The organism is Alkalimonas sp. (genome assembly GCF_020831925.1).
GTDB lineage: Bacteria > Pseudomonadota > Gammaproteobacteria > Enterobacterales > Alteromonadaceae > Alkalimonas.
On record NZ_JAFIFQ010000018.1, the window covers coordinates 17082 to 41160 of the forward strand.

At 53.5% G+C, this 24079-nt stretch carries 24 protein-coding genes; 14 read left to right on the forward strand and 10 right to left on the reverse strand.

Features of this window, described 5'->3' with window-relative positions; translation table 11 throughout:
- Window positions 1–152: 152 nt before the first annotated feature.
- Window positions 153–968, reverse strand: a complete 816-nt coding sequence (gene nudC / locus JJU14_RS07515; RefSeq protein ID WP_228612171.1) for an NAD(+) diphosphatase — start codon at window positions 966–968, stop codon at window positions 153–155.
- A gap of 163 nt (window positions 969–1131) precedes the next feature.
- Between nudC and rsd the strand changes: the two genes are divergently transcribed.
- Complete coding sequence (gene rsd / locus JJU14_RS07520) at window positions 1132–1617, forward strand: sigma D regulator (protein ID WP_228612173.1); 486 nt, start codon at window positions 1132–1134, stop codon at window positions 1615–1617.
- A gap of 66 nt (window positions 1618–1683) precedes the next feature.
- On the opposite strand, the gene fkpA is transcribed toward rsd, so the two are convergent.
- Window positions 1684–2421, reverse strand: coding sequence for an FKBP-type peptidyl-prolyl cis-trans isomerase (gene fkpA, locus JJU14_RS07525; protein ID WP_091345204.1), 738 nt, complete (start codon window positions 2419–2421; stop codon window positions 1684–1686).
- A gap of 80 nt (window positions 2422–2501) precedes the next feature.
- On the opposite strand from fkpA, the gene JJU14_RS07530 reads away from it, so the two are divergent.
- Window positions 2502–3500 carry a WD40 repeat domain-containing protein gene (locus tag JJU14_RS07530; protein ID WP_228612175.1) on the forward strand — a complete coding sequence of 333 codons (999 nt, stop codon included), beginning with the start codon at window positions 2502–2504 and terminating at the stop codon, window positions 3498–3500.
- 46 nt (window positions 3501–3546) lie between these two features.
- On the forward strand, window positions 3547–3774 hold the full coding sequence (locus tag JJU14_RS07535; protein ID WP_228612177.1) for a SlyX family protein: 228 nt from the start codon (window positions 3547–3549) through the stop codon (window positions 3772–3774).
- A 15-nt stretch (window positions 3775–3789) separates the two neighbouring features.
- Here JJU14_RS07535 and JJU14_RS07540 read toward each other — a convergent pair whose 3' ends face one another.
- Window positions 3790–3996: a YheV family putative zinc ribbon protein gene (locus tag JJU14_RS07540; RefSeq protein WP_228612179.1), complete on the reverse strand. Its 207-nt coding sequence runs from the start codon at window positions 3994–3996 to the stop codon at window positions 3790–3792.
- A 142-nt stretch (window positions 3997–4138) separates the two neighbouring features.
- On the opposite strand from JJU14_RS07540, the gene JJU14_RS07545 reads away from it, so the two are divergent.
- The 5 genes from JJU14_RS07545 to JJU14_RS07565 all read left to right on the forward strand — a co-directional run bounded on the left by JJU14_RS07545 (window position 4139) and on the right by JJU14_RS07565 (window position 7856).
- Complete coding sequence (locus tag JJU14_RS07545) at window positions 4139–6040, forward strand: ATP-binding cassette domain-containing protein (RefSeq protein ID WP_228612181.1); 1902 nt, start codon at window positions 4139–4141, stop codon at window positions 6038–6040.
- The gene (locus JJU14_RS07550; RefSeq protein ID WP_228612183.1) at window positions 6033–6485 is read left to right on the forward strand and encodes a TIGR02444 family protein; all 453 of its coding nucleotides are present in this window, start codon (window positions 6033–6035) and stop codon (window positions 6483–6485) included. The genes JJU14_RS07545 and JJU14_RS07550 overlap by 8 nt, the downstream gene beginning before the upstream one ends.
- 105 nt (window positions 6486–6590) lie before the next feature.
- A complete protein-coding gene (locus JJU14_RS07555) occupies window positions 6591–6731 on the forward strand; it encodes a DUF3149 domain-containing protein (protein ID WP_091345199.1) in 141 nt (46 codons plus the stop codon).
- A gap of 167 nt (window positions 6732–6898) precedes the next feature.
- The gene (locus tag JJU14_RS07560) at window positions 6899–7213 is read left to right on the forward strand and encodes a hypothetical protein (RefSeq protein WP_228612185.1); all 315 of its coding nucleotides are present in this window, start codon (window positions 6899–6901) and stop codon (window positions 7211–7213) included.
- 82 nt (window positions 7214–7295) lie between these two features.
- The gene (locus tag JJU14_RS07565; protein ID WP_228612187.1) at window positions 7296–7856 is read left to right on the forward strand and encodes a CBS domain-containing protein; all 561 of its coding nucleotides are present in this window, start codon (window positions 7296–7298) and stop codon (window positions 7854–7856) included.
- A 68-nt stretch (window positions 7857–7924) separates the two neighbouring features.
- Here JJU14_RS07565 and pmbA read toward each other — a convergent pair whose 3' ends face one another.
- A complete protein-coding gene (pmbA, locus tag JJU14_RS07570; RefSeq protein WP_228612189.1) occupies window positions 7925–9283 on the reverse strand; it encodes a metalloprotease PmbA in 1359 nt (452 codons plus the stop codon).
- A 106-nt stretch (window positions 9284–9389) separates the two neighbouring features.
- Between pmbA and yjgA the strand changes: the two genes are divergently transcribed.
- The 6 genes from yjgA (at window position 9390) to JJU14_RS07600 (ending at window position 14701) form a co-directional block, all read left to right on the forward strand.
- On the forward strand, window positions 9390–9911 hold the full coding sequence (yjgA, locus tag JJU14_RS07575; protein ID WP_228612191.1) for a ribosome biogenesis factor YjgA: 522 nt from the start codon (window positions 9390–9392) through the stop codon (window positions 9909–9911).
- Between the two features lie 146 nt (window positions 9912–10057).
- Window positions 10058–10600, forward strand: a complete 543-nt coding sequence (locus JJU14_RS07580; protein WP_228612193.1) for a PH domain-containing protein — start codon at window positions 10058–10060, stop codon at window positions 10598–10600.
- Window positions 10593–12164, forward strand: a complete 1572-nt coding sequence (locus JJU14_RS07585) for a PH domain-containing protein (protein WP_228612195.1) — start codon at window positions 10593–10595, stop codon at window positions 12162–12164. The genes JJU14_RS07580 and JJU14_RS07585 overlap by 8 nt, the downstream gene beginning before the upstream one ends.
- A gap of 260 nt (window positions 12165–12424) precedes the next feature.
- Complete coding sequence (locus tag JJU14_RS07590; RefSeq protein ID WP_228612197.1) at window positions 12425–12940, forward strand: YfiR family protein; 516 nt, start codon at window positions 12425–12427, stop codon at window positions 12938–12940.
- A gap of 5 nt (window positions 12941–12945) precedes the next feature.
- Entirely contained in the window at window positions 12946–14172 is a 1227-nt protein-coding gene (locus tag JJU14_RS07595) for a sensor domain-containing diguanylate cyclase (protein WP_228612199.1), read from the forward strand.
- A 43-nt stretch (window positions 14173–14215) separates the two neighbouring features.
- A complete protein-coding gene (locus JJU14_RS07600) occupies window positions 14216–14701 on the forward strand; it encodes an OmpA family protein (protein ID WP_228612201.1) in 486 nt (161 codons plus the stop codon).
- Window positions 14702–14797: 96 nt separating this feature from the next.
- Here the strand turns inward: JJU14_RS07600 and JJU14_RS07605 are convergent, their stop codons facing one another.
- From JJU14_RS07605 to JJU14_RS07630, 6 genes are all read right to left on the reverse strand, one after another.
- A complete protein-coding gene (locus JJU14_RS07605) occupies window positions 14798–15793 on the reverse strand; it encodes a branched-chain amino acid aminotransferase (RefSeq protein WP_228612204.1) in 996 nt (331 codons plus the stop codon).
- Window positions 15794–15926: 133 nt separating this feature from the next.
- The gene (gene tldD / locus JJU14_RS07610) at window positions 15927–17366 is read right to left on the reverse strand and encodes a metalloprotease TldD (RefSeq protein ID WP_228612206.1); all 1440 of its coding nucleotides are present in this window, start codon (window positions 17364–17366) and stop codon (window positions 15927–15929) included.
- Entirely contained in the window at window positions 17363–18211 is an 849-nt protein-coding gene (locus tag JJU14_RS07615; RefSeq protein WP_228612208.1) for a carbon-nitrogen hydrolase family protein, read from the reverse strand. Before JJU14_RS07615 ends, tldD begins: the two co-directional genes overlap by 4 nt.
- Entirely contained in the window at window positions 18189–22013 is a 3825-nt protein-coding gene (locus JJU14_RS07620; protein WP_228612210.1) for a YhdP family protein, read from the reverse strand. The genes JJU14_RS07615 and JJU14_RS07620 overlap by 23 nt, the downstream gene beginning before the upstream one ends.
- A gap of 32 nt (window positions 22014–22045) precedes the next feature.
- Window positions 22046–23509 (reverse strand): ribonuclease G, encoded by a 1464-nt coding sequence (rng, locus tag JJU14_RS07625; RefSeq protein ID WP_228612212.1) that lies wholly within the window; start codon window positions 23507–23509, stop codon window positions 22046–22048.
- Window positions 23506–24078, reverse strand: a complete 573-nt coding sequence (locus JJU14_RS07630; protein ID WP_228612214.1) for a Maf family protein — start codon at window positions 24076–24078, stop codon at window positions 23506–23508. Before JJU14_RS07630 ends, rng begins: the two co-directional genes overlap by 4 nt.
- Between the last annotated feature and the right edge of the window lies 1 nt (window position 24079).

The window sequence follows — 24079 nt, forward strand, 5'->3', positions numbered from 1 at the left end:
AACTGACTGCAGACTGAATTTTGCAAAAAAAGTTCAAAAAGTCGCTTGTATGCCAGAAAAACATCTGCTATAAAATGAAGGCGCTAGTGAAGAATAAGAATAAAGAAGCCCGTTCACGGGACCTTCTAATCACTTCGGTGATTTAAGCCACATTATGTGGCTTTTTTATTGCCTGCAATTCGCTGTTTCACCCGCTCAATCATCTGACCCGATAGGGTTTGTGCCGGTGGTACCTCGGGCAGTTTTGTTACATCAAACCAATGGGCCTCTTCAATTTCATTTGGCTGGCAACGAATCTCTCCCCCTGCATAACGAGCAATAAAACCAGTCATCAATGAATGCGGAAAAGGCCAGGGCTGACTGCCAACATACTCTAGCTGGTCGATATCAAGTCCTACTTCTTCTTTGACTTCCCGTAACGCGGCTTGCTCTAGAGTTTCAGCCGACTCGACAAAACCTGCCAGAATGGAGAAGAACCCTGCTTTGTGCCGGCTGGAACGCGCCAGCAATAATTGCTCACCCTTCACCACTGCAACCAGCACACAAGGGGCGATGCGCGGGTAGCAACGATGGCCACAACGGTGGCATAAGGCTGCGAGCTCCCAGCTCACCAGATGCATGGCCGAGCCGCACTGACCACAAAAACGGTGTGTTTGCATAAAAAGCGCGACCTGCACCGCCCTGGCGGCCAGTTCAAATACCGCATCGCCATAACGCAGCAACTGCCTGGGGTTTTGCCAGTTCTCTTCATCATCTCGATGATCGTTGACCACCCAATAATACACCGGCTGCCCCTCAAACTCGCCCAGGGTACCGCTTTGCTCTGGCTCACCAAAGAAGGGTACCAGCTCGGCCATGCTACTAAAATGCAAGCCATGCTGCGCTTCGGGCCAGTAAAGCCGCTGCTGATTGACTATCAGCCAGTAGCCCTGGGTCTCGGCTTTTAGTGGTAAACTGTGACTGATCATCGTTTATCCTTGTTTTAGGAACATTTAGCAACAATGGTTGGCCTGTTGCCTGACTGGGGGTATGATAAATGGTCAAAGAGTTCAGACCAATGAAAAAACAATTGATTTTAGCGGCAGAATTCTTTTAAGTAGACGATAGACCAGACAGGGTAAGGAGCAGGTCATGTATAGGCGGGTTCAGGCAGCACAACAAAAGTGGGGCGGCGCTTTAACCGCAATCGATCATTGGCTGGAAGAACGCCAGCAATTGATCATCAGCTATTGCAAACTGGCGGGCTTACCTCCCTTTGACGACAAGCAGCGTGCCAAACCCAGCCAGGAAGCAGTGCAGGAGTTCTGTCAAATTCTGATGGACTACCTGTCGGCCGGTCATTTTGAAGTTTATGAGCAGATCGTATCCGAATGTGCGGTTAACGGCACCGATAGCCGGCAACTGGCCAATCGCTTGTATCCAAAGATTGCCGCTTCTACGGACTTAGCATTGGATTTTAATGATAAATATGCGGATCACTTCAGCACCCGGCAAAGTGGTGCCTTTGATCTGGAACTATCTGATCTGGGGCAGGCACTGGAAGAGCGCTTCGAGTTAGAAGATGAGCTGATCCACACCTTGCATCACAAGCACAGCGATCGGCAAACCACAGCCTAGCGCTAAGTTAATGCAGACAGCAAAAGGGCAGCTCATGGCTGCCCTTTTTCGTGGTTGGGTTGGCCGTTACTCGCCGGCTTTTTTGATATCCAGCAATTCGACTTCGAACACCAGCACACTGTTCGGTGGGATCACGCCCATATCACGCTCGCCGTAGGCCAGCTCAGATGGAATGGTGAAACGGAACTTAGAGCCTACATTCATCAGCTGCACACCTTCAGTCCAGCCTGGAATAACGCGGTTTAATGGGAATTCAATCGGCTCACCGCGCTCGTACGAGCTATCGAACACAGTGCCATCAATCAGGGTACCCTGGTAGTGCACCTTTACCGTATCAGCAGCCGCTGGTTTAGCCCCTTCGCCCTGCTCCAGCACCTGGTATTGCAGACCAGATTCGGTCACCTGCACGCCATCTTTACCGGCATTCTCGGCCAGGAAAGCCTTCCCGACAGCCTTGGCTTCTGCTGCTGCTGCCTGAGCCTGTTGCTCTTGTTTTTCACGGAAGCTTTGATCCAAGGCGGTTAAGTGCTGCTGAATATCCTCTTCGGTTACCAGCGCCTTGCCTGCAATAGCATCTTTCATGCCACGAACAATGAGATCGGCATCCAGCTCAATACCCATAGCCTTATGCTCGGCCACGGCATTTTCAATGTAGTAGCCGGCAGAAACACCAAAGCTGTAGGATTGTTTCTGGGTATCGGTATCCAGTTTCACCGGGCCTTCATCAGAAACAGAAGCTGGCTGACAGGCGGCCAAAGTTAAGACTGATGCAGCCACCAGGCTGAGTTTGGTTGTTACGCGCATTATTTTCTCCAAATCGGGCAGCCTAAGCTGCGCACTGTGTTATGATTTTAATCGTCATCCTATACTAACGGTTTGTGGAGATGAGGTTAAGCCATAGCAGCAAATATCTGCCAATTTTCCTGTTTGCACTGCTAACAGCAGCCTGCAGCCGGGTGGAAACCACGCCGGTGCAGCAATGGAAGCATGCTGCCCAGGCCACTTATGCCGCCGCCATCTCCAGCGATGGCCGTTATGCGGTGCAATCGTCGGTGCAGCATGGTATTACCATCTGGGATACCGAGCGTCAGGGTTTGATGTACCAATGGAATCATCGCGATGCCGATGAAAACATTGTGTTTGCGCTGGCCATAAGCCCAAACAACAGCCATGTGCTGAGCGCCGACCGCACTAACTTTGCCTTGTGGCGCATTGCCGATGGCGAAAATGTCGGCTACTGGCAGCTGGACGAGTCTTCCGTTCGGGATATTGCCGTCTCACACAATGCGGAGCACCTGTTAATCGGCAAAGGCAATGGCGGTGTGCAGCATATTACCTTTGCCAGCGGCCGCAGGCTGGAGTTTCTTGGCCACAGTGAGCGCATCAACAGCGTCGACTTATCGCCCAATGGTCGCTTTGCCCTAACCGGTGGCAACGATTACATGGCCTATTTGTGGAATACCGAGACCGCCCAAATCGTTCACAGCTTTCCGCACCCAAGCCGGGTTACTAAAGTCGCCCTGGACCCACAAGGTCGCTTTGCGTTTACCGCCGACAGCCAAAGCACAGCGCAGATTTGGGATATCCAAACGGGTCTGCTGGTTAGCCGGTTGCAATTTACCGCCCGCCAGCAAATATTTAGCGCCGTACGTTTTAGCGCTGATGGCCGCTGGCTGGCCACCGGCGCTCCCAGTCGCAACTTAGCCCTGTGGGATGTTCAAAGCGGGCGCGAGTTGCAGCGCTGGCGGGTCTCACCCCGGGTTGGCAGCCGGCCACCCAGCGCCGCCGTGCATGCAGTGGCTTTCTTTGGTCCTAATCAGCTGATCAGCGAAAGCTCCAGTGGTTTGGCCGAGGTATGGCAGATCCAGCTGGACAACCACTAAAGCAGTTGCGTAGACTTCAACCCCGCAATACAGAGCGAATCAGGTTATGAGCAGCACAGACAGCGACAAAGTCGAACTTCATATTATTGAATTGGAAAGCAAAATTGCTTTTCAAGACGATGCCATGCAGCATCTGAGTCAAGAGCTGCTGGAGCACCAAAAACAAATTAAGTTACTGCAGCAGCAAGTGCAACTGCTGGCGAAGCAGCTGCAACGGCAGGATCAGGATGACATCATGCCACAAGAGCAGGAGCCACCACCGCCGCATTATTAAAGAGGTGGGACGGCTTTAATCCGGCTTAAAGACTCCAATCAGTTGTTCACTGCCGCGCGCCGCTTTGCTCACATCCGCATCCGGTTGCGTCATCTGATAGCCGCAGTGCACGCACTCCACTTTTTCCACATTGTGTTCTAAAAACAGCATCATGCTGTCCATGGCATGGCATTTTGGGCAGGTAGCACCAGCGATAAAGCGTTTTTTCTTGCGGGTTGTCATACAGCTCTCGATTTGTGAACTCTGCCCATTATACATCAGTGCCCACTAAAATGATCAGTGCTGTCGCCCACTGTGCTCGCTGAGCAGTCACTTCTTCAGGTATACTGCCTGCTTTGTGCAATGCTGCAACAGAGATGTCTTCATGATCCAATTGCAACAACTTGAACTGCGCCGTGGCAGCAAAGCCTTGTTTAGCGACGTCAGTCTGACCATTTTTCCCGGCCAGAAGATTGGCATTATCGGCGCCAATGGCTGCGGCAAGTCGTCTTTATTCGCCTGCTTTTTGGGGCAGCTGGCTCCTGATGCCGGTGAGCTTAGTATTCCGTCCAGTTGGGTCATCTCGACAGTCGCACAGGAAACACCGGCACTGGATTGCCCGGCGATGGATTATGTGTTGCAGGGCGATGAAGCCTTGTATCCGCTGCTGCAACTCCTCAAACAAGGCGGCGATGGCGAGCAGCTGGCCAAAGCCCACCAGCAAATTGAGCAGTTAAACGGTTACAGCGCCGAAGCCAAGGCCGGCATTCTGCTGGCTGGCCTGGGCTTTGATGGCGCCATGCAGCAACAAGCGGTGAAATCTTTCTCCGGTGGCTGGAGGATGCGGCTGAACCTGGCGCGAGCGCTGATGAAGCCCTCGCAATTGCTGCTGCTGGATGAGCCGACCAACCACCTGGATTTGGATGCGGTGCTCTGGCTGGAGAAATACCTGCAAAACTACGATGGCACCCTGCTGCTTATCAGCCACGACCGGGACTTCCTGGATGCTGTTACCGACAGCATGATCCATATCGAGCGCCAACAGGTGCAGCTGTACAAAGGCAACTACAGCCAGTTCGAACGCCAACGCGCCGAGCGGCTGGCACAGCAGCAATCCATGTTTGAGAAGCAACAACAGCAGGTCGCGCATTTGCAGCAGTTTATCGACCGCTTTAAAGCCAAAGCCTCCAAGGCCAAACAAGCCCAAAGCCGGGTCAAAGCGCTGGAGCGCATGACCATGCTGGCCCCGGCTCATGTCGACTCGCCATTTAGTTTTGCGTTTCGCCCGCCCAAAGCCCTGCCCAACCCACTGCTAAAGCTGGAAAAAGTGCAGCTTGGTTATGGCGACCACACCATCTTGCACAACATCAATTTTCAGTTGTTACCGGGCAGCCGCATTGGCTTACTGGGCCGCAATGGTGCCGGTAAATCCACCCTGATCAAGCATCTGGCCGGTAATCTGCCAGCCCAGGCTGGCGAGCTTTGGACCGCCAGTGGCATCAGCCTGGGCTATTTTGCCCAGCACCAACTGGAAACGCTGCGGCCAACCGATTCGGCGCTGTTGCAATTGCAACGGCTGGATCCGGCCGCCAGCGAGCAAAGCCTGCGCGATTTTCTGGGCGGTTTTGGCTTTCATGGCGATAAAGCGCTGGAACCCTGCGCGCCTTTTTCCGGTGGTGAAAAAGCCCGGCTGGTCCTGGCCTTGCTGGTGTATCAACGGCCGAACTTACTGCTGCTGGATGAGCCAACCAACCACCTGGATCTAGACATGCGCGAAGCCATCGTCATGGCGTTGCAGGAGTTTGAGGGTGCCATCGTGGTGGTGTCGCACGATCGTCACTTACTAACCAGTACCACCGATGAATTTTATCTGGTAGCCGATGGCAAGGTAGCCCCCTTTGCTGGTGATTTGCAGGATTACTATCAATGGCTGCAACAAGACAGCCGCAAGCAAAACACCCAGGCAGAACCCAAGCCAGACAGCGCCAGTCAGCGTAAAGACCAAAAGCGCCTTGAAGCCGAGCTGAGAAATCTGCTTAGACCACTCAAAAAAAAGCTGGAACAAGCCGAAGCCCAACAAGAGCAGCTTACAACCCGGCTGGCCGAACTGGAGCAACAACTGGCCGAGCCAGAGCTGTACGAAGCTGCGCGTAAAGCGGAGCTGACCGAGCGCCTGAACGAACAGGCCAGTGCTAGCAAAACCCTGGCCCAGGTGGAAGAAGACTGGTTCCTGCTGCAGGACGAACTGGAGCAGACCGAGCAAGCGTTCTGGCAGCAATATGGCTAAGCTGCCAACGGCTGAGCAATTCTGGCAGTTCTGCCTGCAATGCTACCCTGGTATGCAGCAATCGTTGCTGAGGTTGCAGGATGACTTGGGTGCCAATGTCAATCTGCTGCTGTTGCTGCTGTATGCAGAGCAACAACACTGGTACTGGTCTGATGCAGAGATAGCCCGGCTGCACCAGGCAGTGCTGCCGGCCAATCAGCAGTACACCCTGCCCATTCGCCAGTTGCGCCGTCAGTTAAGTGAACAGCCCACCATTAAAGCAGCTTTGTTGGAAGCCGAGCTGGCAGCAGAAAAATTAGAGCAACAGGCGCTGCTCACAGTCTGTCCGGAGCCAGCTCATCCGTCGGATACCGATTTGCTTGCACGGTACTTGCGGCAGTTGGCACCACAAGCCGAGCGTTGGCAGCAGACATTGTTTGATCTGCGTCAAAGCCTGATGCACTAGCCCCTCTTACGCCAACAAAGCCCCCGCAAAGCTTGATCCAGGTCAGTTTTTACCCAGCCGCTTGCTTCTACACTGAATGCAGTTATCAGACAGGAGGAGCATCCCATGAACCTGTGGCAAGAATTTATATCCGATCCGGTGATCTTTATTTCCTTTACTGGCCTCGCCCTAGTGATAGGCCTATGCATTTTTTATGCAGTGTACTTTTTGTACAAGGTTGACCACGACAAACAGGAAGCCAAATAAACCCCTGGCACCACAGCCGCAAACCAAACTTTGCGGCTTACTGCTGGTAGGATCCAGCGTCAGGTGCCGACTATCGCAAATCGGTATTTTTTTAACAGGTCCCTCTTGCGTTTTCGGAAGCCGGGCGCCATCTTAAGACTGGTCGTTCGTTCTTTGATGGCACTGTGATGCAGCTGATCCGTTCACTTTGGTTGTTGTTGCTGGTTACTGGCTTTAGCCAGTCGCAGCCTTATGCCAGTAGTGAAGCCTCGGTACTGCCGCAACAAGACAGCATCGCTGCTCTGTTGCAACACAGCAGCGATTGGGTACAACGCTCTAAGTCGTACGATGACAATCACGATGATAGTGATGCTGCCACCACAAGCGCCCAGCCACAGCGGGTAGCCAGCCTCTACAGCGCTACTAACTCAGCCGCTAGCATTGCACTGGCCACGGTCCGAAGTGCCAATCTTGCCAGGGCTCCTCCGGTTTTATCCTGCTAACACAACAGTCATTTTTTGCTCCGGCGACGGAGTCCAACTGCTTTGTTGCAGCAGCCTGAATGGCTGCTGCGGAGGATTGACCATGAAACACCTGACCCTTTACCCACTGGATGCCAACGATCATCTGGTGCAACCCAATGAATGTCATCAGCAGGAACTTAGCACAGCCGCTATCCATTGGCTGACCGATTTTCAGCAGCACCAGCCCAGTCTGCTGGAAGCCGAAACACCGGCCACCGAAGCACTGATGATGTTGGAGCGCGAGCACAGCACACTCAAGCTGGTGGTCGATGCCAATGAAGAACTGATTGGTCTGATCAGCCCACAACAATTATCGGCGCAAAGCATTATGCGCCGGGTGGTGATGGGCGAAGCCCGCGATGAGATCACCGTCAGGGACTTGATGCTGCCACGTAGCCGCTTAAAGGCACTGGCGTATCAGGATCTGCTGCGCAGCAAAATAAGTGATGTGCTGAGCACCTTGCAGCGCGAAGGTGAGGCGTTTTGTTTGGTGCTGGATCGCAACAGTCATCAAATCCGCGGCGTACTAAGCAGTGAAGCCATTGCTAAGCGCTTGCAGCTGCCACTGAAGGTCACGCCTGCACCCACTTTTTTGCAGTTGTTTGATTCGGTGCTGGCCTGACACCCGGAAGTGTGTAAAAAGCAACAGGCCCGCTAGTGCGGGCCTGCCTGTGTTGACGCTATGAATCTTTAATTGCCGGCCAACTGCATCGACTCAATCAGCACCGAGCCGGTTTGCACACCGCCGCGCACATCCACATCCTTGCCAATGGCAACAATACGCTGGAACATCTCTTTCAGGTTGCCGGCAATGGTGACTTCTGCCACCGGGAACTGAATTTCGCCGTTCTCTACCCAAAAACCTGCAGCGCCGCGCGAATAATCACCGGTTACAGTATTCACCCCTTGCCCCATCAGTTCGGTCACCAGCAGGCCACGTCCCATGTGCTGGCAAAGGGCGGCTAAATCCTGCTCGCCATGCTGTACCAGCCAATTATGGATACCACCGGCATGGCCGGTACTGGCCAGGCCAAGTTTGCGGGCTGAATAACTGGTCAGTAGCCAACTGGTCAACACACCTTGTTCAATCACCGCCAGGTCGCGGGTTTTCACGCCTTCGCCATCAAAAGGACTGGATGCCAGGCCCTGCAGCAGATGAGGCCGCTCGATGATGTTCAAATGCTCAGGGAAAATACGTTGGCCCAGCTTATCCAGTAAAAAACTGGACTGACGGTAAATGCTGCCACCGCTGATGGCACTGACCAGGTGGCCAAATAAGCTGCTGGCAATATCGGCACGGAAAATAACCGGCACTTTTTCCGTCGGCACCTGGCGCGCATCCAACCGGGCGACGGTTTCCTCTGCCGCTTCACGGCCCACCTGCTCCGGACTTAGCAGTTTGGTAAAATCACGATGCACGCTGTAGCTGTAATCGCGCTGCATGTCCTGCTCGGTTTTCCCGATCATCACACAACTGATGCTGTGCCGGCTGCTGGGGTAACCGACCAATTGACCATGGCTGTTGCCATAGACTTTGATGCCCTGATGCGACGAAAACGACGCCCCTTCGGAATTGACAATACGGCTGTCGTAATCAAAAGCGGCCTGCTCTGCGCGGGCACAGCTGGCAATGGCATCGCTGGTATCCACGTCATGCGGGTGAAACAAGTCTAGCTCGGCTGGGCTAAACTCCAGCCAACTTGCTTCAGCGACACCAGCGCAGGGGTCTTCCGAGGTATAGCGGGCAATATCTACCGCTGCTTCGACCGCACGTTGCAGTGCCTGCGGGCTTAAGTCAGCCGTCGAAGCCGAGCCTTTGCGCTGACCAAAGTACAGGCTGATGCCAAGGCCGCCGTCCTGATTAAACTCCAGCGTTTCCACCTCGCCATGGCGAGTTTCGACACTCAGGCCGCGGGTGCGGCTCATCGAAGCTTCGGCGCTGCTGGCTCCCAGCCTTCTGGCATGGGCCAGCACCTGGCTGACCGCTTCTTTTACTTCCGCAATTTCCTGCTGGATGTCTTGCTGTATTTGCTGCTGCGTTACTTGCATAGCCCCTCGTTCCTGCAATAAAGAGCACACTCTTTGCAATGCGCTGCTCTTTCACACTGCGATACGTTATAATGATGCCATATAGTGTACTCAGATAAGTGACAAGATGACAGAATTTCTCCACGGCGACTGGGATGAAGACGAAGAGCTCAAGAGCAAAAGCCAGGTAAAGCGCGAAATGGAAGCGCTGCAAAAACTGGGCGAAGAACTGCTGGCACTGGCGCCTGCCTCGCGCGCCAAGGTACCGATGGACGACGAACTCAAAGATGCCTTGCTGCTGGCCGATAAGTTATCGAGCAAGCGTGAAGCCCTACGCCGCCATATTCAATTTATTGGCCGTTTGATGCGCAGCCGCGATATCGAGCCGATTGAGCAGGCGCTGGCGCTTATTCGCAACACCAATCAGGCCGCTACCCGCAAGTTTCATCTGGTGGAACAGTGGCGTGATCGTCTGCTGGAAGAAAAAGATGCCGTGACCCACTTTGTCGCTGAATACCCGGACGTGGATGTGCAGCAACTGCGCCAGCTGATCCGTCAGGCGCAAAAAGAGCAGCAAAAGCAGCAACCACCGAAAGCATTTCGTGAGCTGTTTCAGCTGATCCGGCCTTACATCACCACCGAGCAATAACCTCTAGTTATCAATACACCCGCATTGCAGCGTTCGGTTGCTATGCGGATTATTGAGCTGCACGCTTAAACAGCAAAAGCCGATAGGCGCTAGCAGTAAAATCAGTTACCATTCTGCTTACAGTTGGTGATCAAGAAGACAGACGCATGGAAACCGCGCCCTTTCAAAATCTTGCCGTTCATCCCAATCAGTTACCTGCACTGGAGCAGCTGGACTGGCAGCCGCTATCGCCTCGCTATAGCCGACTGAATTTTTGGCTCAACAGTGCCACCAGTTTGTTACTGATCCTGCTGACACTCACCTTCTGGTTGCAGCCTTTCTGGCAACCAAGCGAGCCCAACCAACACATCCTGCTGGCTTTTGCTGGCTTGCTGATTGCCGGCAGCTTATGGGTGACTCTGTATTGCTACCTGGCCTTTCCACGTAAACGCTTCGCCCTGCGTGAACACGATTTAAGTTTTCGCAGTGGTCTCTGGTTTGAGAAAAGCGTCACCCAACCCATTTTGCGTATTCAGCATATTGAGTTAAAACGCGGCCCGATAGAGCGCAGGGCCGGGCTGGCAACCATGCAGGTATTCAGTGCCGGTGGCGCCTTACATACCTTTGAAATCCCCGGCTTACCGCTGGCGGAGGCGAAAAAAATCCGCCAGTTTATTTTACAGCACAAGAGCAGCCGTCAGCATGACTGAGCAGTCTGTTAGCAACCAGGCAGCAACAACCGAGTTGCAGACCCTGCAACAATGGCAGCGGGTCTCGCCAATTGCGCTGTTGTATTTTTGTTTGCGACTTATCAAAGCCGTTTTTGGCAATATGGCCTATCTGGCCCCGACCTTGCTGGTGTTTTATCAGGGCATCAAGCGCTACCCAGGCTATTTTACGCTGGCGTTGCTGGCCATTCTTGCACTGCTGCTCACCATTGCTTTGCTGCGCTATCTGGCATTTCGTTTTCGTGTCACCGGCGAGACGGTGGAAATTCGCTCCGGCGTGCTGCGCAAAAAACAGCTGAATATCCCCTTTAACCGTATCCAGAATGTACGGCTGCTGCAGCCGCTGTATTACCGACCTAGCGGGCACCTCTGCCTGCAACTGGATACGGCGGGCTCCAACCAGCAGGAAGCGCAACTCGCCGCTTTGCCCAAGGCGCTAGCCACCGAGCTGCAACAAGCCATTTATGCGGTGCAACAGCAAAGCCCGCACACACCCGCCGATCCTGAGCAACACGCTCAACAAGCTGCAGTCGTAGCAGCCAACAATGAACGCCTGCTCTGCAGTCGCTCGGTCGGCGATCTGGTGCTTTATGGCATCAGCAACAACAGAGTAATGCTGGCGCTAGGCCTGGCGGCGCCGTTTTACAACCAGCTGACCACTGTACTCGGTGATCTGTTCCAACGGCTGGGGCTGGATATCAGTCACTGGTTTAACCCCGAACAGCAATCCTGGTTCTGGCTTGGACTGGCCGTGCTGGCATTGACCATGCTGATTATGTTGCTGATCACCTTGTTTTCCATTGCCGCCTCGGTGCTCAGCTACTACCAGTTTCGGTTGGTGCGCAGCGAGGATCGTTATATCCGCCGCAGCGGCCTGCTGACCCGGCACGAAATCAGTATGAAGCCTTCCCGTTTGCAATGGATCCGGCTGCAGCAAGACTGGCTGGATAAAGTCTTTGGCCGTTGCAATCTGCGCTACGAGCAGGTGCAGGCGCCGATGAGCGCCGCCCAAAGCCACGCGGAACATGGCAAAATTATGGTACCTGCCCTGCCACCGAGAGAGGCGCAGCAATTGCTAAGCGAAGCATACCCAGACCAACAACTGCACCAGGTAAGCTTTCGGCCGGTCAACTGGCGCTTTGTCATACCCAGCCTGCTGCTGTTCTGGCTGCCTGCGCTTGGCATCAGCCAGTGGGCGCTGCGGCCGGACGATGCACTGCTGGCCAATCTGCTGTTACCACTCTTTACGCTGCTGCTGGGACTCCTGCTGCTGCGCTGGCGCCGCTTTGGCTATGCCATCGACGCCCATTACCTGTACCTGCGCCGCGGCGTGATCGGGGTAGATTATTACTGCGTACCGCTGCACAAGCTGCAGCAGGTTTCCCGCCAACAGCACTGGCTGATGCGCCGCGCCCGGCTGCGCCATCTGCAGTTAGTCTTTGCCTCCGGCAGTCTTAGCATTCCTTACATGCCAGCAGAGGACGCCGAACAAATTGCCAATTACGCCCTCTATCAGGCGCAAAGCAGCGACAAAGGCTGGATGTGATCCTTAGCCCGAAATCAGTCCGCATGAACTTTAAGTCAGGGGTATCCTTCCCATTTCAGGGAAAAAAGCAGAATATCTCCACAGCACCGCGACAAAACACGATACAATAAGCTCAAGACTTGACCTTTTTAGCCGATACATCGGTATCCATGCATGGATAGCCGCTCAGTTGCTTTACTCAACAAATGGATGATGTTGTGAACCCCCATTTCTGTCGTTGCTTTAAAATGACTTTGTTGTCCTTAAGTATATTATTGCTCATGGCAACCTATGCAGGCATTGCCTCAGCTGAAGAGTCAAGGTCACCGCACGTAGCACCTCTTCCTCCTGTTTCAGAGCAAGTTGCCAACTTGGTGCTCGGTATCATTCGTTACAGCCGATGGCCTGAGCCTTTGCAACATGTCAATATTTGTGTGGTAGGCAATGTCATGCATGCAGATATTTTATTGCAGGCGACTCATTTTATTGGTGATGTCCCGGTAGACAGCCAGGTTTTATCCATCGAAGAGGCACTGGCTCAGACCTCTGGATGCCACTTGTATTACCTGGGTTACTTATCAGGAAGTTACTACCAGCAGCTGTACGATGCCGTTGGCAATACCGCTGTCATTACCATGGAAGAAGAAAACGAACATTGCAGCATGGGTGGGATGTTTTGCTTCACGGTAGCCAACGACAAAGCCACGTTTAAAATTAACCTTGATGCCGTTTCTCGGAGCACCGTGAAGGTCCACCCAAGCGTCTTACGTTTAGGACAGCACCGAGGTGGCTTATGAACGTCTTGCGCAAGGAAAAAGCCCCACGATTGCCAAGCTTGCAACGCATTTACATCAGAAGCACGCTGGTGGTATTGCTGATAAGTATTTTATCACTGGCGATTATCATTGGTGGCCTTGGCATGAAGCAACTTACAGCGTTCGCCCAAATGAATTTACAGCTGGTGGCTCGCTCAACTGCAGTCACTATAGAAGCAGCCGTTTTTTTTGATGATAAAGAAATCGTTGCTGAGCAGCTCGAGCATCTTCTGAGTGACGTCGATGTTGTCCAGGCGCGAGTCACTCTGCTCAACGGTGATCACTACATCAGTTGGAAGTCAGAGCAGGCTACAGAGTCTAGTCGCGTGTCGGACAAACTCATACATTGGCTGCTTAAACCTGAAAGTGCTCCAATCGCCATGCAACAGCAAAACATTGCAACCATTACATTATGGCCTAAGGGTGAGCGCATTTTACTTTTTATGTCCTACGGGTTCATAAGTCTGCTGTTTAGTCTGGGGGGCACTCTGGCCTTGCTCATTTTGGGAACCAGGCACTTGCACCGCTTGATGAGCAAACCGCTGTTAGAGTTAGCAATGGTCACCTCGAAAGTGCGAACACAACGTGACTTCAGTCAACGGGTCTCCCGCAGCAAAATTGCCGAGATTGATCAATTGCGTATCGACTTTAACGCCTTACTAGACGAGTTAAATCAATGGCAAACGACCGTAGAGGCCGCACATACTGAACTACAGCAACATGCTTATTCAGATTCACTGACCGGTATCCGCAACCGCAGCTTCTTTGAAAAAGCACTGCATCGTGCTGTTGAGCGCGCCCAGCGTCAATCGAGCGAGCTTTCGATATTGTATATTGACGGCGATGGTTTTAAAGCCGTCAACGATACTTATGGGCATGCTGCTGGCGATGATGTATTAAAAGCGTTAGCGCACCGAATTCAGCAAAACTTACGAGCAACCGACTTGGTAGCTCGCTTGGGCGGCGATGAGTTTTGCATCCTGATAGATGCAGCTGAATCGGCAGAAAATATTGAGCAACTTTGTGAAAAACTTATAGCCCAGGTGAGTCAACCCATCACCTTGCCGGACCAAAGTAGCGTAACAATATCCATCAGTATTGGGGTGGCACGCTTCCCAATACACGGTGGGAGTGTAGAAGAATTGATGCAAGCTGCCGATACTGCGATGTATCAGGTTAAAGGCAGTGGTAGGAATGGATACAGCCTACCCTAGCCATCATCGATTCAAAAAGGAAGAAAGTTAGAGGAGTACACTGATGCGACTATTTCGCTGTATTTGTTTGTTCTTTGCATTGGCTTTGCTACTTAGTGGCTGCCAAGCCTCGACAGGACTAAACAACCAACAATTGAGAGTTTTAGTACAAGAAGGATTCGAACCCCATGGCGATGAGTGGGTACTTAACTTATCCGTTCTGCTACTTTTTGGCTTTGACCAAGATATGCTTTCCAAAGACAGTGAAACTGAGATCCGACGATTAAGTGATACCTTACGCAGTGTTGGTATCAACAGCCTCCGCATCGAAGGGCATGCCGATGCCACCGGAGACGAAAGCTATAATCTGCAACTGTCTGAGCGCCGGGCAAATAGAGTGGCAGAGGTCTTTATCTACGCAGGTACAGCACCACAGCTGATCAGCACCCGAGGTATGGGCAGCGCTTTTCCTATCGCCAGTAACGAGACTGCGGAAGGGCGCGCACAAAACCGGCGTGTCTCAATTATTGTCGGACCAAGCTTTACTTAACGACCAGCCGGATGCATGGCTGAGCTTGAAGTGGCCTGCTGCGACACAAATAAAAACCCGCGGTTATTTCGCGGGTTTCTAAATGGTAGAGGCAACTTAGACTTTACGCAGCCAGCCGTGCTTGTCTTCGGCTTTGCCCCACTGAATGGCATTCAGTGCCTGGCGCAGTTTCATGGTGACCGGGCCGGCTTCGCCGCTGCCCACCTGATGCTCGGTGTTGCCACGGATCAAGGTGCCAACCGGGGTCAGCACCGCGGCCGTGCCCGACAGCGCAGCTTCGGCGCCCGGCTTGGCTGCACGCTCCAGCAGCTCATCAACGCTCAGCTCGCGCTCTGAGACCGTCATGCCAAGATCGCGTGCCAGCGTCAGGATGGAATCACGGGTCACACCGTGCAGGAAGCTGGTATCCAGCGCCTTGGTAATAATTTCATTGCCATCAATCAGCAGGAAGTTGGCGGCGCCGGTTTCCTGTACGTCACCGCCCGGACAGAACAGCACCTGATCGGCCTGCACGCTGGCGCGGGCTTTTAAAATCGGTTGCAGTGCGCTGGCGTAGTTGCCACCGCTTTTCACCATGCCCATATGGGCCGCACAGCGGGCGCCATTTTCTTCCAGTAATAAGCGCAGCGGCTTAGCACCACCAGCAAAGTAATCGCCGACCGGCGATAGCAAGACATACAGCAGAGACGACGCTGTTGGAGCAGCCGCTTTGCCGATGGCCGCTTCAGTACCAATATGGGTTGGCCGGATGTACATGGATCCCGGCGGGGCCGGTACGTCGGCAGCAAAGCGCCGCACGATGTCGATAATCATCTGCTCCAGCATCGGCGCGTCAAAAGCCGGTAAAGACAGCAGCTGACTGCTTTGCTGCATACGGGCAACGTTGCGATCCATCCGGAACAGATGAATGGAGCCATCCTCATGCCGAAACGCTTTTAAACCTTCAAAGCAGGTGCTGGCGTAGTGCAGCACATGGGCACCCGGGTGCAAGCTGATGCTATTGGATGAGACGATCTCTGCGCTGCTCCAGGCGCCGTCACTGAAGCGGGCCATTGCCATTTCTGGCATAAAAACGGTACCAAATGCTGCCATAACTTCTTCCTGTAAGGGTTCGGGTCTAAGCCCGCTCTGAGGCGGGTTGATAAAACGACTATGTAAAGTGCCTGAGTGTACTCACTGACCGCCTGGCTGGCAAACTAATCACACCAGCTGGCGACCTTAGCGCTTACTGGGTACCGCCTACGGTCATGGCATCCAGCTTCAAAGTGGGCTGGCCAACGCCGACCGGGATGCTCTGGCCTTGTTTGCCACAGACACCGACACCAGTATCCAATGCCAGATCATTGCCAACCATCGACACTTGCTGCATCGCAGCCGGGCCATTGCCAATCAGGGTTGCGCCTTTGATCGGTGCCGTGATTTTCCCATTTTCAATCAGATAAGCTTCCGACGCAGAGAACACAAACTTGCCGGAGGTAATGTCGACCTGGCCACCACCAAAATTCGGCGCATAGATGCCCTTTTTCACGCTAGCGATAATTTCTTCCGGCGCATGTTCACCGGCCAGCATGTAGGTGTTGGTCATACGTGGCATCGGCAGGTGGGCAAAGGTCTCCCGCCGGCCATTGCCGGTTGGCGCAGTGTTCATCAGCATAGCATTGTGCTTATCCTGCATGTAGCCTTTTAAAATGCCGTTTTCAATCAGGACATTGTACTGCGAAGGCGTCCCCTCATCATCGACATTCAGCGAGCCACGGCGATGTGCCAGGGTGCCGTCATCGACAATGGTGCAATGTTTGGACGCCACCTGCTGGCCAATACGCCCACTGAAGGTGGAAGAGCCTTTGCGATTAAAATCGCCTTCAAGCCCATGGCCGACCGCTTCGTGCAGCAAGACACCAGGCCAGCCTGCACCCAGTACTACCGGCATGGTACCAGCCGGGGCATCGATGGCCGTCAGATTCACCTGCGCCATCCGTACCGCTTCGCGGGCATAGTGTTGCCAGCGCGGACCGCCATCCACCTCGGCGGTGAAATAATCGTAATTGCTGCGACCACCACCGCCAGCGCTGCCGCGCTCGCGACGTTCACCCTGCTGAAGTAATACCGAGCAATTGAGTCGGATCAAAGGCCGGATATCGGTGGCAAAAGTACCATCACTGGCCACCACCAACATTTCTTCGTACACACCGGATAAACTAACCATCACCTGCTTTACCCGCGCATCCAATGTACGGATATAGGCTTCGATGTGATGCAATAAGGCCACTTTTTCGGTATTGCTCAGGCTTTGCAGTGGCTCACATGGCAAATAAATCGCTTGGTTTTCCCGTCGGCTAAAGGCTTTGACGCTGCCTTGCTGGCCATGATTGGCAATACCCCGGGCGGCAGTGGCTGTTTGCAGCAACGCATCCTGACTGATGGTATCAGCATAGGCAAAACCGGTTTTCTCGCCGCTGATGGCGCGTACACCTACGCCTTGCTCAATATTGAAAGAGCCGTCTTTTACCAAGCCGTCTTCCAGTACCCAAGACTCATGCACGCTGGATTGAAAATACAGATCAGCATAATCCAGTTGGTGCTGCAGCAAATAGCTTAAATTCTGTTGCAGATGCTGCTCGGTCAGCTCATGGGCATGCAGCAGGTTCTGTTCGACTCGGTTCATGGTGTCAACTCACAGTTAAAACGGTTGTGTTGCCAAAGTGGCATGGCCTGACGCACGGCCGTTAATTCATTCAGATCTATACGCACACTGATCCAGCCTGGCTCAACGCCGGCATCCGCCATTACCCGGCCGTAGGGATCAATAATCAGGCTATGGCCATAGGTCTCACGGCCGTTGGCATGCTTACCGGTTTGGTTCGGCGCTACCACAAAGCACTGGGTTTCAATGGCCCTGGCTCGTAACAGACTGTGCCAGTGGGCGGCACCGGTGACTTTGGTAAAAGCCGATGGCACCGAGAGCACCTGCATGCCTTGCGCCGCTAGTTGCTGCATCAGACCTGGAAAGCGCACATCATAGCATATCGTCAAACCAAGCTTTAGTCCCAGGCAGTCTGCCAGGGTGACTTTTTCACCGGCCATGGTGCTGTCCGACTCGCGGTAACTGCCGGTATTATCGGCAACCTGAACATCAAACAAATGCAGTTTCTGATAATCCCCCAGCAGGCGACCATCTGGACCAAACAGCAGGCTGGAGGCATAGAAACGAGTGGGATCTGCACTTTGAGTTGGGAAAGAACCCAGCAACAGGTAAAGCTGAAACTCGCGGGCCAAAGCAGCCAGTTGCTGTTGCCAGTGCCCCTGACCAAGCGGCTCCTTAAAGCGCTGTTGCCAGCCCTCGGGCCCACCAAAAATCAGCGCACATTCCGGCAACACGACCAAATGCCGCTTAAACGGTGGTAGCTGCTGCAAGAAAGACCTTATTTGCTGCAAATTAACAGCAGGCTCGGGCGCGCTGCACCATTGCAGCGCCGATAGCTGCCAATCAGTCGCCATGGGGCTGGCCATTTTTCTCCACCTGCTCAGCTTCATTCGGTGGCTGAGCAACCCGAACTGGTACCGGCACTTCGGTGCTGTGACGATTCACCTCCGTCACCACCGGCTCATCAAAGGTACCGGTGACCGTAAAATTGACCCGGGAAATCACTTCGGCCGAGGTAAACATTTCATCCAATGCCAAAGCAGCCAAACCCGACACTGGGTTCACCATCCAGGCAATGATCACCGGCAAACTGGAGGTGACTTTCGGCACCAGCGTCATCTGATAATCCAGTTTACGGTTCACTAAATCAGCATAGCCCTGCATGCTAAGGTTACCGGCCACACCATCAATGGTGCTGTTGCTGGTTTGCGCCACACCCTTGTGCAGGCTAATCTCACCTTGCATCCGGTTGTAGAAAAAGCCCTTAGCAAAAACATCGCGAAAATCCAGCCGTAGCTTCCGCACCAGCGAGTTAAGACTAAACAACGAAAATAAACGAGCACCTTTATCACTGACTTCAGACAAAGAGCCCTCCCCCAACTGCCAGCTGGCGGTGCCTCCCAGACTGGCTAGTTCAAATTGCAGAGGACTGCCCTGCCAGTTCAGGTCAAACTGAATATCCGCCCGACTGCCGCTGATGGCAGTGCTGATCTCATATTCACTGAGCAAGGCACCTAAATTGGGACTGCTCAAACTGCCTTTAAAGTGGCTCAAACCAAGGCCGCTGTCTGGCTGCCAATGCCCACTCAGTTGCAGCCGGTTGCGTTTGTAGTCGGCCTGAAAACGCCTAAGTTCCAGCCCTTGGTCCGTATTGGCCAGCTCAGCCTCCACTTGCCCCAGCGCATAGAAGCCATAGCTGCAATCCTGACAACGCAGCCGAATGGGAGGCAACTGCTCTAGCCACCCCATCGGCTGCTGCTCTGCAGCTGGCAACACCGCCGTTTGAGAAAGCACCGCATCCTGCGCTTTAAGACGTAAATAATCCATATCAATGGCGATACCGCGCTGCTGCCAGTCATGATAAAAACGCCATTGGCTGGCCAATTCGGCGCCATTGAGCTGCAAGGCCCAATGATCATCCGCAGGCGTCAACTCAAACAGCGTCTGATGCAACGCCAGCTGATCGGCCAAGTGCAACGTAGCCACCCGCCCCCGCACCCGGCTTAGTGCAGGCCATAGCCCAGAAGGATGCTCGCTGGCAGCTGTCAGTGGTGGTAGCAATAGTTCAAACCAAGGCTGTAGTTCAGTGGCATCCAGTTCAACATCCACCACTAAACCAGGCTCCAATACGCCGTAATGGCGCCCGCCCAGTCGAAGTAGCACCTGATCCATAGCGCCGCTGTCGTGTCGCAGTCGTGCCTGAAAGTACAACGGTTCGGAGTAGGCTGCTCGGATCAAGCTCTGCTCGGCGTCGCCCTGCACCCAGACCTCCAGCGCAGACTCATCGCCAACAGCTTTGGCATAAGGAGCCGGCAAGGCCAATGCCGTCTGCTCAAAATTAGCCTGCAGCTGGGCCTGATAGGCAAAACCATCACCCGGTAATTGCACATCCAACTGCAGCTGCCAGTTGGTATCACCATGGGCCAGCTCAGGCAACTCGATGGGCAATCGGCTTAGCATCTGAGCGGCTTCCTGCTGACCATCCAGCTGCAGTCCCAGTTGATAGTGCTCATTGCCTTGTTGACCAGACAGCTGGAGCGCAAACGGCAACCCAGACCAACTGGCTTGCATAGCGGTAGCATCTATCCGATCGTTATCAAACTGCAGCCGGCCACTGATCTGCTCAAAGTGCAAGGCAGGTGCTTTCAAATAAGCCTGGTTATCATCAAACCACACTTCGCCCTGTGCCCGCACAGCCGCTTGCTGCAAGCCAACGGCTAGCTGCAGCCTACCCTGCACCTGGCCCTGCAATCCAACATAAGTCAGTGCCTCACCAACAGAGCCAGCCAATGGCGATTGCTGCATCAGGCTCTGTACCTCCGCTGCATCGGCCGAAGTTGCTATATCAATCCACAAGGTATCGGCCTGAAACAGATCATCGATACGCACTTCAACCAACTCACTGACCGCCAGCCCTTGCAATCGCGCTTTTGAACTGGAAATCTGCATCTGGCTGTTTTCGAACCAGAGTAAGGCTTCTACCTCGGACAGTTCTGGCCAGTCCGGTTGAAAGCGCATCCGCCCCTGCGTTACCTGACCGGTTGACTGAAAAACACCTTCATTCTGAGGGAACGGAAACTGAGCCAAGGGGCCATGCCAAAGGGTAGCCGCGTTGCGTACCTCACCACCGAGCAAAGACCAGGACAAATAATCGATGATGCTGCCAGGCATATAGTGCCGCGGATAAAAATGCATCGCATTGGCCACTGCTACCCCATCCGCAGTGGCCAGTAGAAACAATTCGGCCTGCTCAGAAAAGTTTAGCACCAGCTGCGCTTCAGCCTGTACATCATTGCCTTGCAGGCGAAATTTTGGCATACGCAATTGCCAGACATCGTCCAGATAGCGCAGCTGCAACTCTGCCTGCAGCTGCTGATACTGCATCGGTTGGCTAAAAGCGCCTTGCCAGTCTAATGCACTGTCCTCACTAGCCAGATGTAACTCAGCAAACTCAGTGGCTGCAACGAAGTAGCCATTGAGCCGCTGCACCCCGGGGATATCGGCATAGGGCTGGCTGTGCAGTTGATCCAGCTTGGCGTGCAGCTGCCAGTCATCCGGCTGTATAGCCCAGGCCAACTCCCTCAACAGTCCAGCTGGCTGCAACTTGGTAAGTAACTGCAACTCGGTCCGTTGTTGGGCGATTAAAGCGCTTAATGGTTGCAAAGCAGCCAACTCCAGCCCCTGCAGCTGACCAGACAGCTGCTCATCGATACGGTGCAGTTGCAGCTGGATGCCTGGATAGCTTTGCTCTGAACTGCTCAGCTGTAACTCGGAAGAGTACAGTGACCAGCCACTATCAACGGGATGCCAGAGCAATTGCCCCTGGCTTAGCTTCAGCCAGTGTTCTTGTTGCTCGAGTTGCCATCCCAGGGTGTTATCCGCCAGATCCACCTGAATGCGCTGAATGGCACCGTGCTCAACCCGACCCCAGGCTTGCAAATTAACATGGGCATAGTCCAGCTCGACCAACTCAGGCAAAAACTGGCTCAGCCAAGGCTGAATATCCAGCTGCTCACTTTGCAGATAAAGCTGGCCAAAGGTGGCGTCAAGGCGTTCACCATACAGATCCAGCACAAAAGACAAGCTATTACCCGTAACCCCTTCGACCGCTATCGCACCTTGCCCCTGATGACGCTGACCTTGGTTACGCCAGCTGAGCTGACGCACAGACAACACCAGAGGATCACTGTGCGCCAGCTCGAGCCAGACCCGACTATCCTGAATGGTGAACTGTTGCAGTTGTCGAAAAAACAGCTGCTCCAGTGCATCGGTGAGCGGTTCCTGCTGACTGCCATTTGAAGCCGCTCCAACCAGGCTTTCAGCCACTAAGCGAAGTTCAACACCTGAAAGCTCAACATGGCTGGAGCGTAACTGCAAACTGCGTAAGCTATTCCAAAAGTGCAGGTGCACCCTAGCTCTGGCAACCGAAAAACCCAGCTGCTGACTTTCGCTGGCAAATTCCAGATCATGCAGCAACAGGGCCGGACCTCTGGCTTGCCAACTGGCACTGAGCTCACCTATGCGGACTTCAGTACCATACTGATTGGATAAAAGTTGTTCAATCTGAGACTTGTAATGATCGGCATAAGGCAGGCTGTAGCGCAGGATAGACACCAGCGCCGCCAGTAGCACCAGACTAATGGCCGCTAACAGCCATAGTTTGTGCAAACAAAATAAACACAACCGCCCCACTTTTTGCACTAAATCATCACCACATCAAATTGTTCCTGGTTGTACAAGGGTTCTACCTGAACACTGATTTGCTTACCGATAAATACCTGCACCTCTGCCAGGTTATGAAACTCATCGTTGGTCAGTGCATCTTTTACTTCTGGCGAGGCATAGACTACAAATTCATCAGCATCATAAGCCCGATTCACCCGGACAATTTCACGCAGTACCTCAAAACAAACGGTTTCAACTGTTTTCAGACTGCCACGCCCTTTACATACTGGACAATCAGAACAGAGGATATGTTCCAGACTTTCCCTGGTTCTTTTGCGCGTCATCTCTACCAGTCCAAGGGCTGAAAAACCATGGATGTTGGTTTTGGCCCGATCGCGACTTAGGGCTAGCTCCAGGCTGTGCAGCACCCGGCGCTGATGCTCTTCGTTTTGCATATCGATGAAATCGAGAATAATGATACCGCCCAGATTGCGCAGCCTAAGCTGGCGGGCAATGGCCTGAGTAGCTTCAATATTGGTGTTAAAAATGGTATCTTCCAGATTACGATGCCCGACAAAAGCGCCGGTATTGACATCCACTGTGGTCATGGCTTCGGTCTGATCAATGATGAGATAACCACCACTTTTTAGCATCACTTTGCGCTCCAGCGCACGCTGGATTTCGCTTTCAACATCAAACATATCAAAGATCGGCCGCTCGCCAGGATAGTACTCCAGCAGTGGTGTCATCTGCGGAATAAACTCATCGGTAAACGCCAGCAACTCCTGGTAGGTCAACTTAGAGTCGATACGAATACGTTCTAGATCGGTGCCGATAAAATCACGCAAGATACGGTAGGATAGGTTCAGATCTTCATAGACACGCCCTTCTTTGCGGGTTTTCTGCTTGCGCTTGCTGATTTTGGCCCAGAGTTTTTTTAAAAAGCGGGCATCTTGCTTTAGCTCTTCTTCACCAGCCCCTTCGGCAGCTGTCCGGATGATGTAGCCGCTGTGTTCATCGACAAACTCTGCAACCACAGCTTTTAAACGCGTGCGCTCTGTTTCACTTTCAATGCGCTGGGACACACCAACATGATTAGCATCGGGCATAAACACCAGATAACGAGAAGGCAGGGTAATGTCGGTGGTCAATCTTGCACCTTTGGTACCTAGAGGATCTTTGACCACCTGCACCAGCAACAGCTGGCCTTCGCGAACCAAACCCCGGATGTCCCGGTTCATTGCGGCCTGCCCGGCATCATCCGCCACCTGCGGCTGCACAATATCGGACGCATGCAGAAAAGCGGCTTTGTCCAAACCTATATCGACAAAAGCTGCCTGCATACCCGGCAACACCCGGCTAACTTTGCCGACGTAAATATTGCCGACAATGCCTCGCTTGGCCTGGCGCTCAATATGCACCTCCTGCAAAACGCCGTTTTCAATCAGCGCAACCCGGGTTTCACTCGGCGTTACATTGATTAGTAATTCAGAACTCATTCGGCTGCCTCCAGCTGTTGTAGCAGCTGATCGGTCTCGTACAAGGGCAGACCAACCACAGCACTGTAACTCCCTTCCAGGTATCGCACAAAACGCCCACCAATGCCCTGAATACCATAACCACCAGCTTTGTCGGCAGGCTCACCGCTGCGCCAATAGTCAGTGATCATCTGTTCGGACAAGGGTGCAAAATGTACCCGGCTGCTCACCAACTGTTCAAGCAACCGTCCCTGCCATGCAATCGCTACCGCGGTATGTACCTGGTGAACCGTGCCGGACAATAATTGCATCATGGCTTTAAAGTCAGCTTCATCCACTGGCTTCCCCAGTACCTTGTTGTCAATCACCACGATGGTATCGGCACCGAGTACCGGCATCCGGCCGCCAATAGCGGCACAGCCAGCTTCGGCTTTAGTGCGCGCCAAGCGCTGCACATAGTCCACAGCTGCCTCCGTTGGCAGCAAACGCTCATCCACATCAATGCTTACCCGTTCAAAGGGCTGTTGCAGTAAGCTTAGCAGCTCATGCCGACGCGGGGAGGCTGAAGCCAATCCAATCGTTGTTTTCATC

Excerpts from the sequence above, each read along its gene's own strand:
- JJU14_RS07530 (WP_228612175.1), top strand. The coding sequence starts at position 2,502 with ATGAGGTTAAGCCATAGCAGCAAATATCTGCCAATTTTCCTGTTTGCA.
- JJU14_RS07580 (WP_228612193.1), top strand. The coding sequence starts at position 10,058 with ATGGAAACCGCGCCCTTTCAAAATCTTGCCGTTCATCCCAATCAGTTA.
- fkpA (WP_091345204.1), bottom strand. The coding sequence starts at position 2,421 with ATGCGCGTAACAACCAAACTCAGCCTGGTGGCTGCATCAGTCTTAACT.
- rsd (WP_228612173.1), top strand. The coding sequence starts at position 1,132 with ATGTATAGGCGGGTTCAGGCAGCACAACAAAAGTGGGGCGGCGCTTTA.
- JJU14_RS07535 (WP_228612177.1), top strand. The coding sequence starts at position 3,547 with ATGAGCAGCACAGACAGCGACAAAGTCGAACTTCATATTATTGAATTG.
- JJU14_RS07540 (WP_228612179.1), bottom strand. The coding sequence starts at position 3,996 with ATGACAACCCGCAAGAAAAAACGCTTTATCGCTGGTGCTACCTGCCCA.
- JJU14_RS07605 (WP_228612204.1), bottom strand. The coding sequence starts at position 15,793 with ATGGCAGCATTTGGTACCGTTTTTATGCCAGAAATGGCAATGGCCCGC.
- JJU14_RS07585 (WP_228612195.1), top strand. The coding sequence starts at position 10,593 with ATGACTGAGCAGTCTGTTAGCAACCAGGCAGCAACAACCGAGTTGCAG.
- JJU14_RS07555 (WP_091345199.1), top strand. The coding sequence starts at position 6,591 with ATGAACCTGTGGCAAGAATTTATATCCGATCCGGTGATCTTTATTTCC.
- JJU14_RS07600 (WP_228612201.1), top strand. The coding sequence starts at position 14,216 with ATGCGACTATTTCGCTGTATTTGTTTGTTCTTTGCATTGGCTTTGCTA.
- rng (WP_228612212.1), bottom strand. The coding sequence starts at position 23,509 with ATGAGTTCTGAATTACTAATCAATGTAACGCCGAGTGAAACCCGGGTT.
- pmbA (WP_228612189.1), bottom strand. The coding sequence starts at position 9,283 with ATGCAAGTAACGCAGCAGCAAATACAGCAAGACATCCAGCAGGAAATT.
- tldD (WP_228612206.1), bottom strand. The coding sequence starts at position 17,366 with ATGAACCGAGTCGAACAGAACCTGCTGCATGCCCATGAGCTGACCGAG.
- JJU14_RS07560 (WP_228612185.1), top strand. The coding sequence starts at position 6,899 with ATGCAGCTGATCCGTTCACTTTGGTTGTTGTTGCTGGTTACTGGCTTT.
- JJU14_RS07565 (WP_228612187.1), top strand. The coding sequence starts at position 7,296 with ATGAAACACCTGACCCTTTACCCACTGGATGCCAACGATCATCTGGTG.
- JJU14_RS07550 (WP_228612183.1), top strand. The coding sequence starts at position 6,033 with ATGGCTAAGCTGCCAACGGCTGAGCAATTCTGGCAGTTCTGCCTGCAA.
- nudC (WP_228612171.1), bottom strand. The coding sequence starts at position 968 with ATGATCAGTCACAGTTTACCACTAAAAGCCGAGACCCAGGGCTACTGG.
- yjgA (WP_228612191.1), top strand. The coding sequence starts at position 9,390 with ATGACAGAATTTCTCCACGGCGACTGGGATGAAGACGAAGAGCTCAAG.
- JJU14_RS07630 (WP_228612214.1), bottom strand. The coding sequence starts at position 24,078 with ATGAAAACAACGATTGGATTGGCTTCAGCCTCCCCGCGTCGGCATGAG.
- JJU14_RS07545 (WP_228612181.1), top strand. The coding sequence starts at position 4,139 with ATGATCCAATTGCAACAACTTGAACTGCGCCGTGGCAGCAAAGCCTTG.
- JJU14_RS07590 (WP_228612197.1), top strand. The coding sequence starts at position 12,425 with ATGGCAACCTATGCAGGCATTGCCTCAGCTGAAGAGTCAAGGTCACCG.
- JJU14_RS07615 (WP_228612208.1), bottom strand. The coding sequence starts at position 18,211 with ATGGCCAGCCCCATGGCGACTGATTGGCAGCTATCGGCGCTGCAATGG.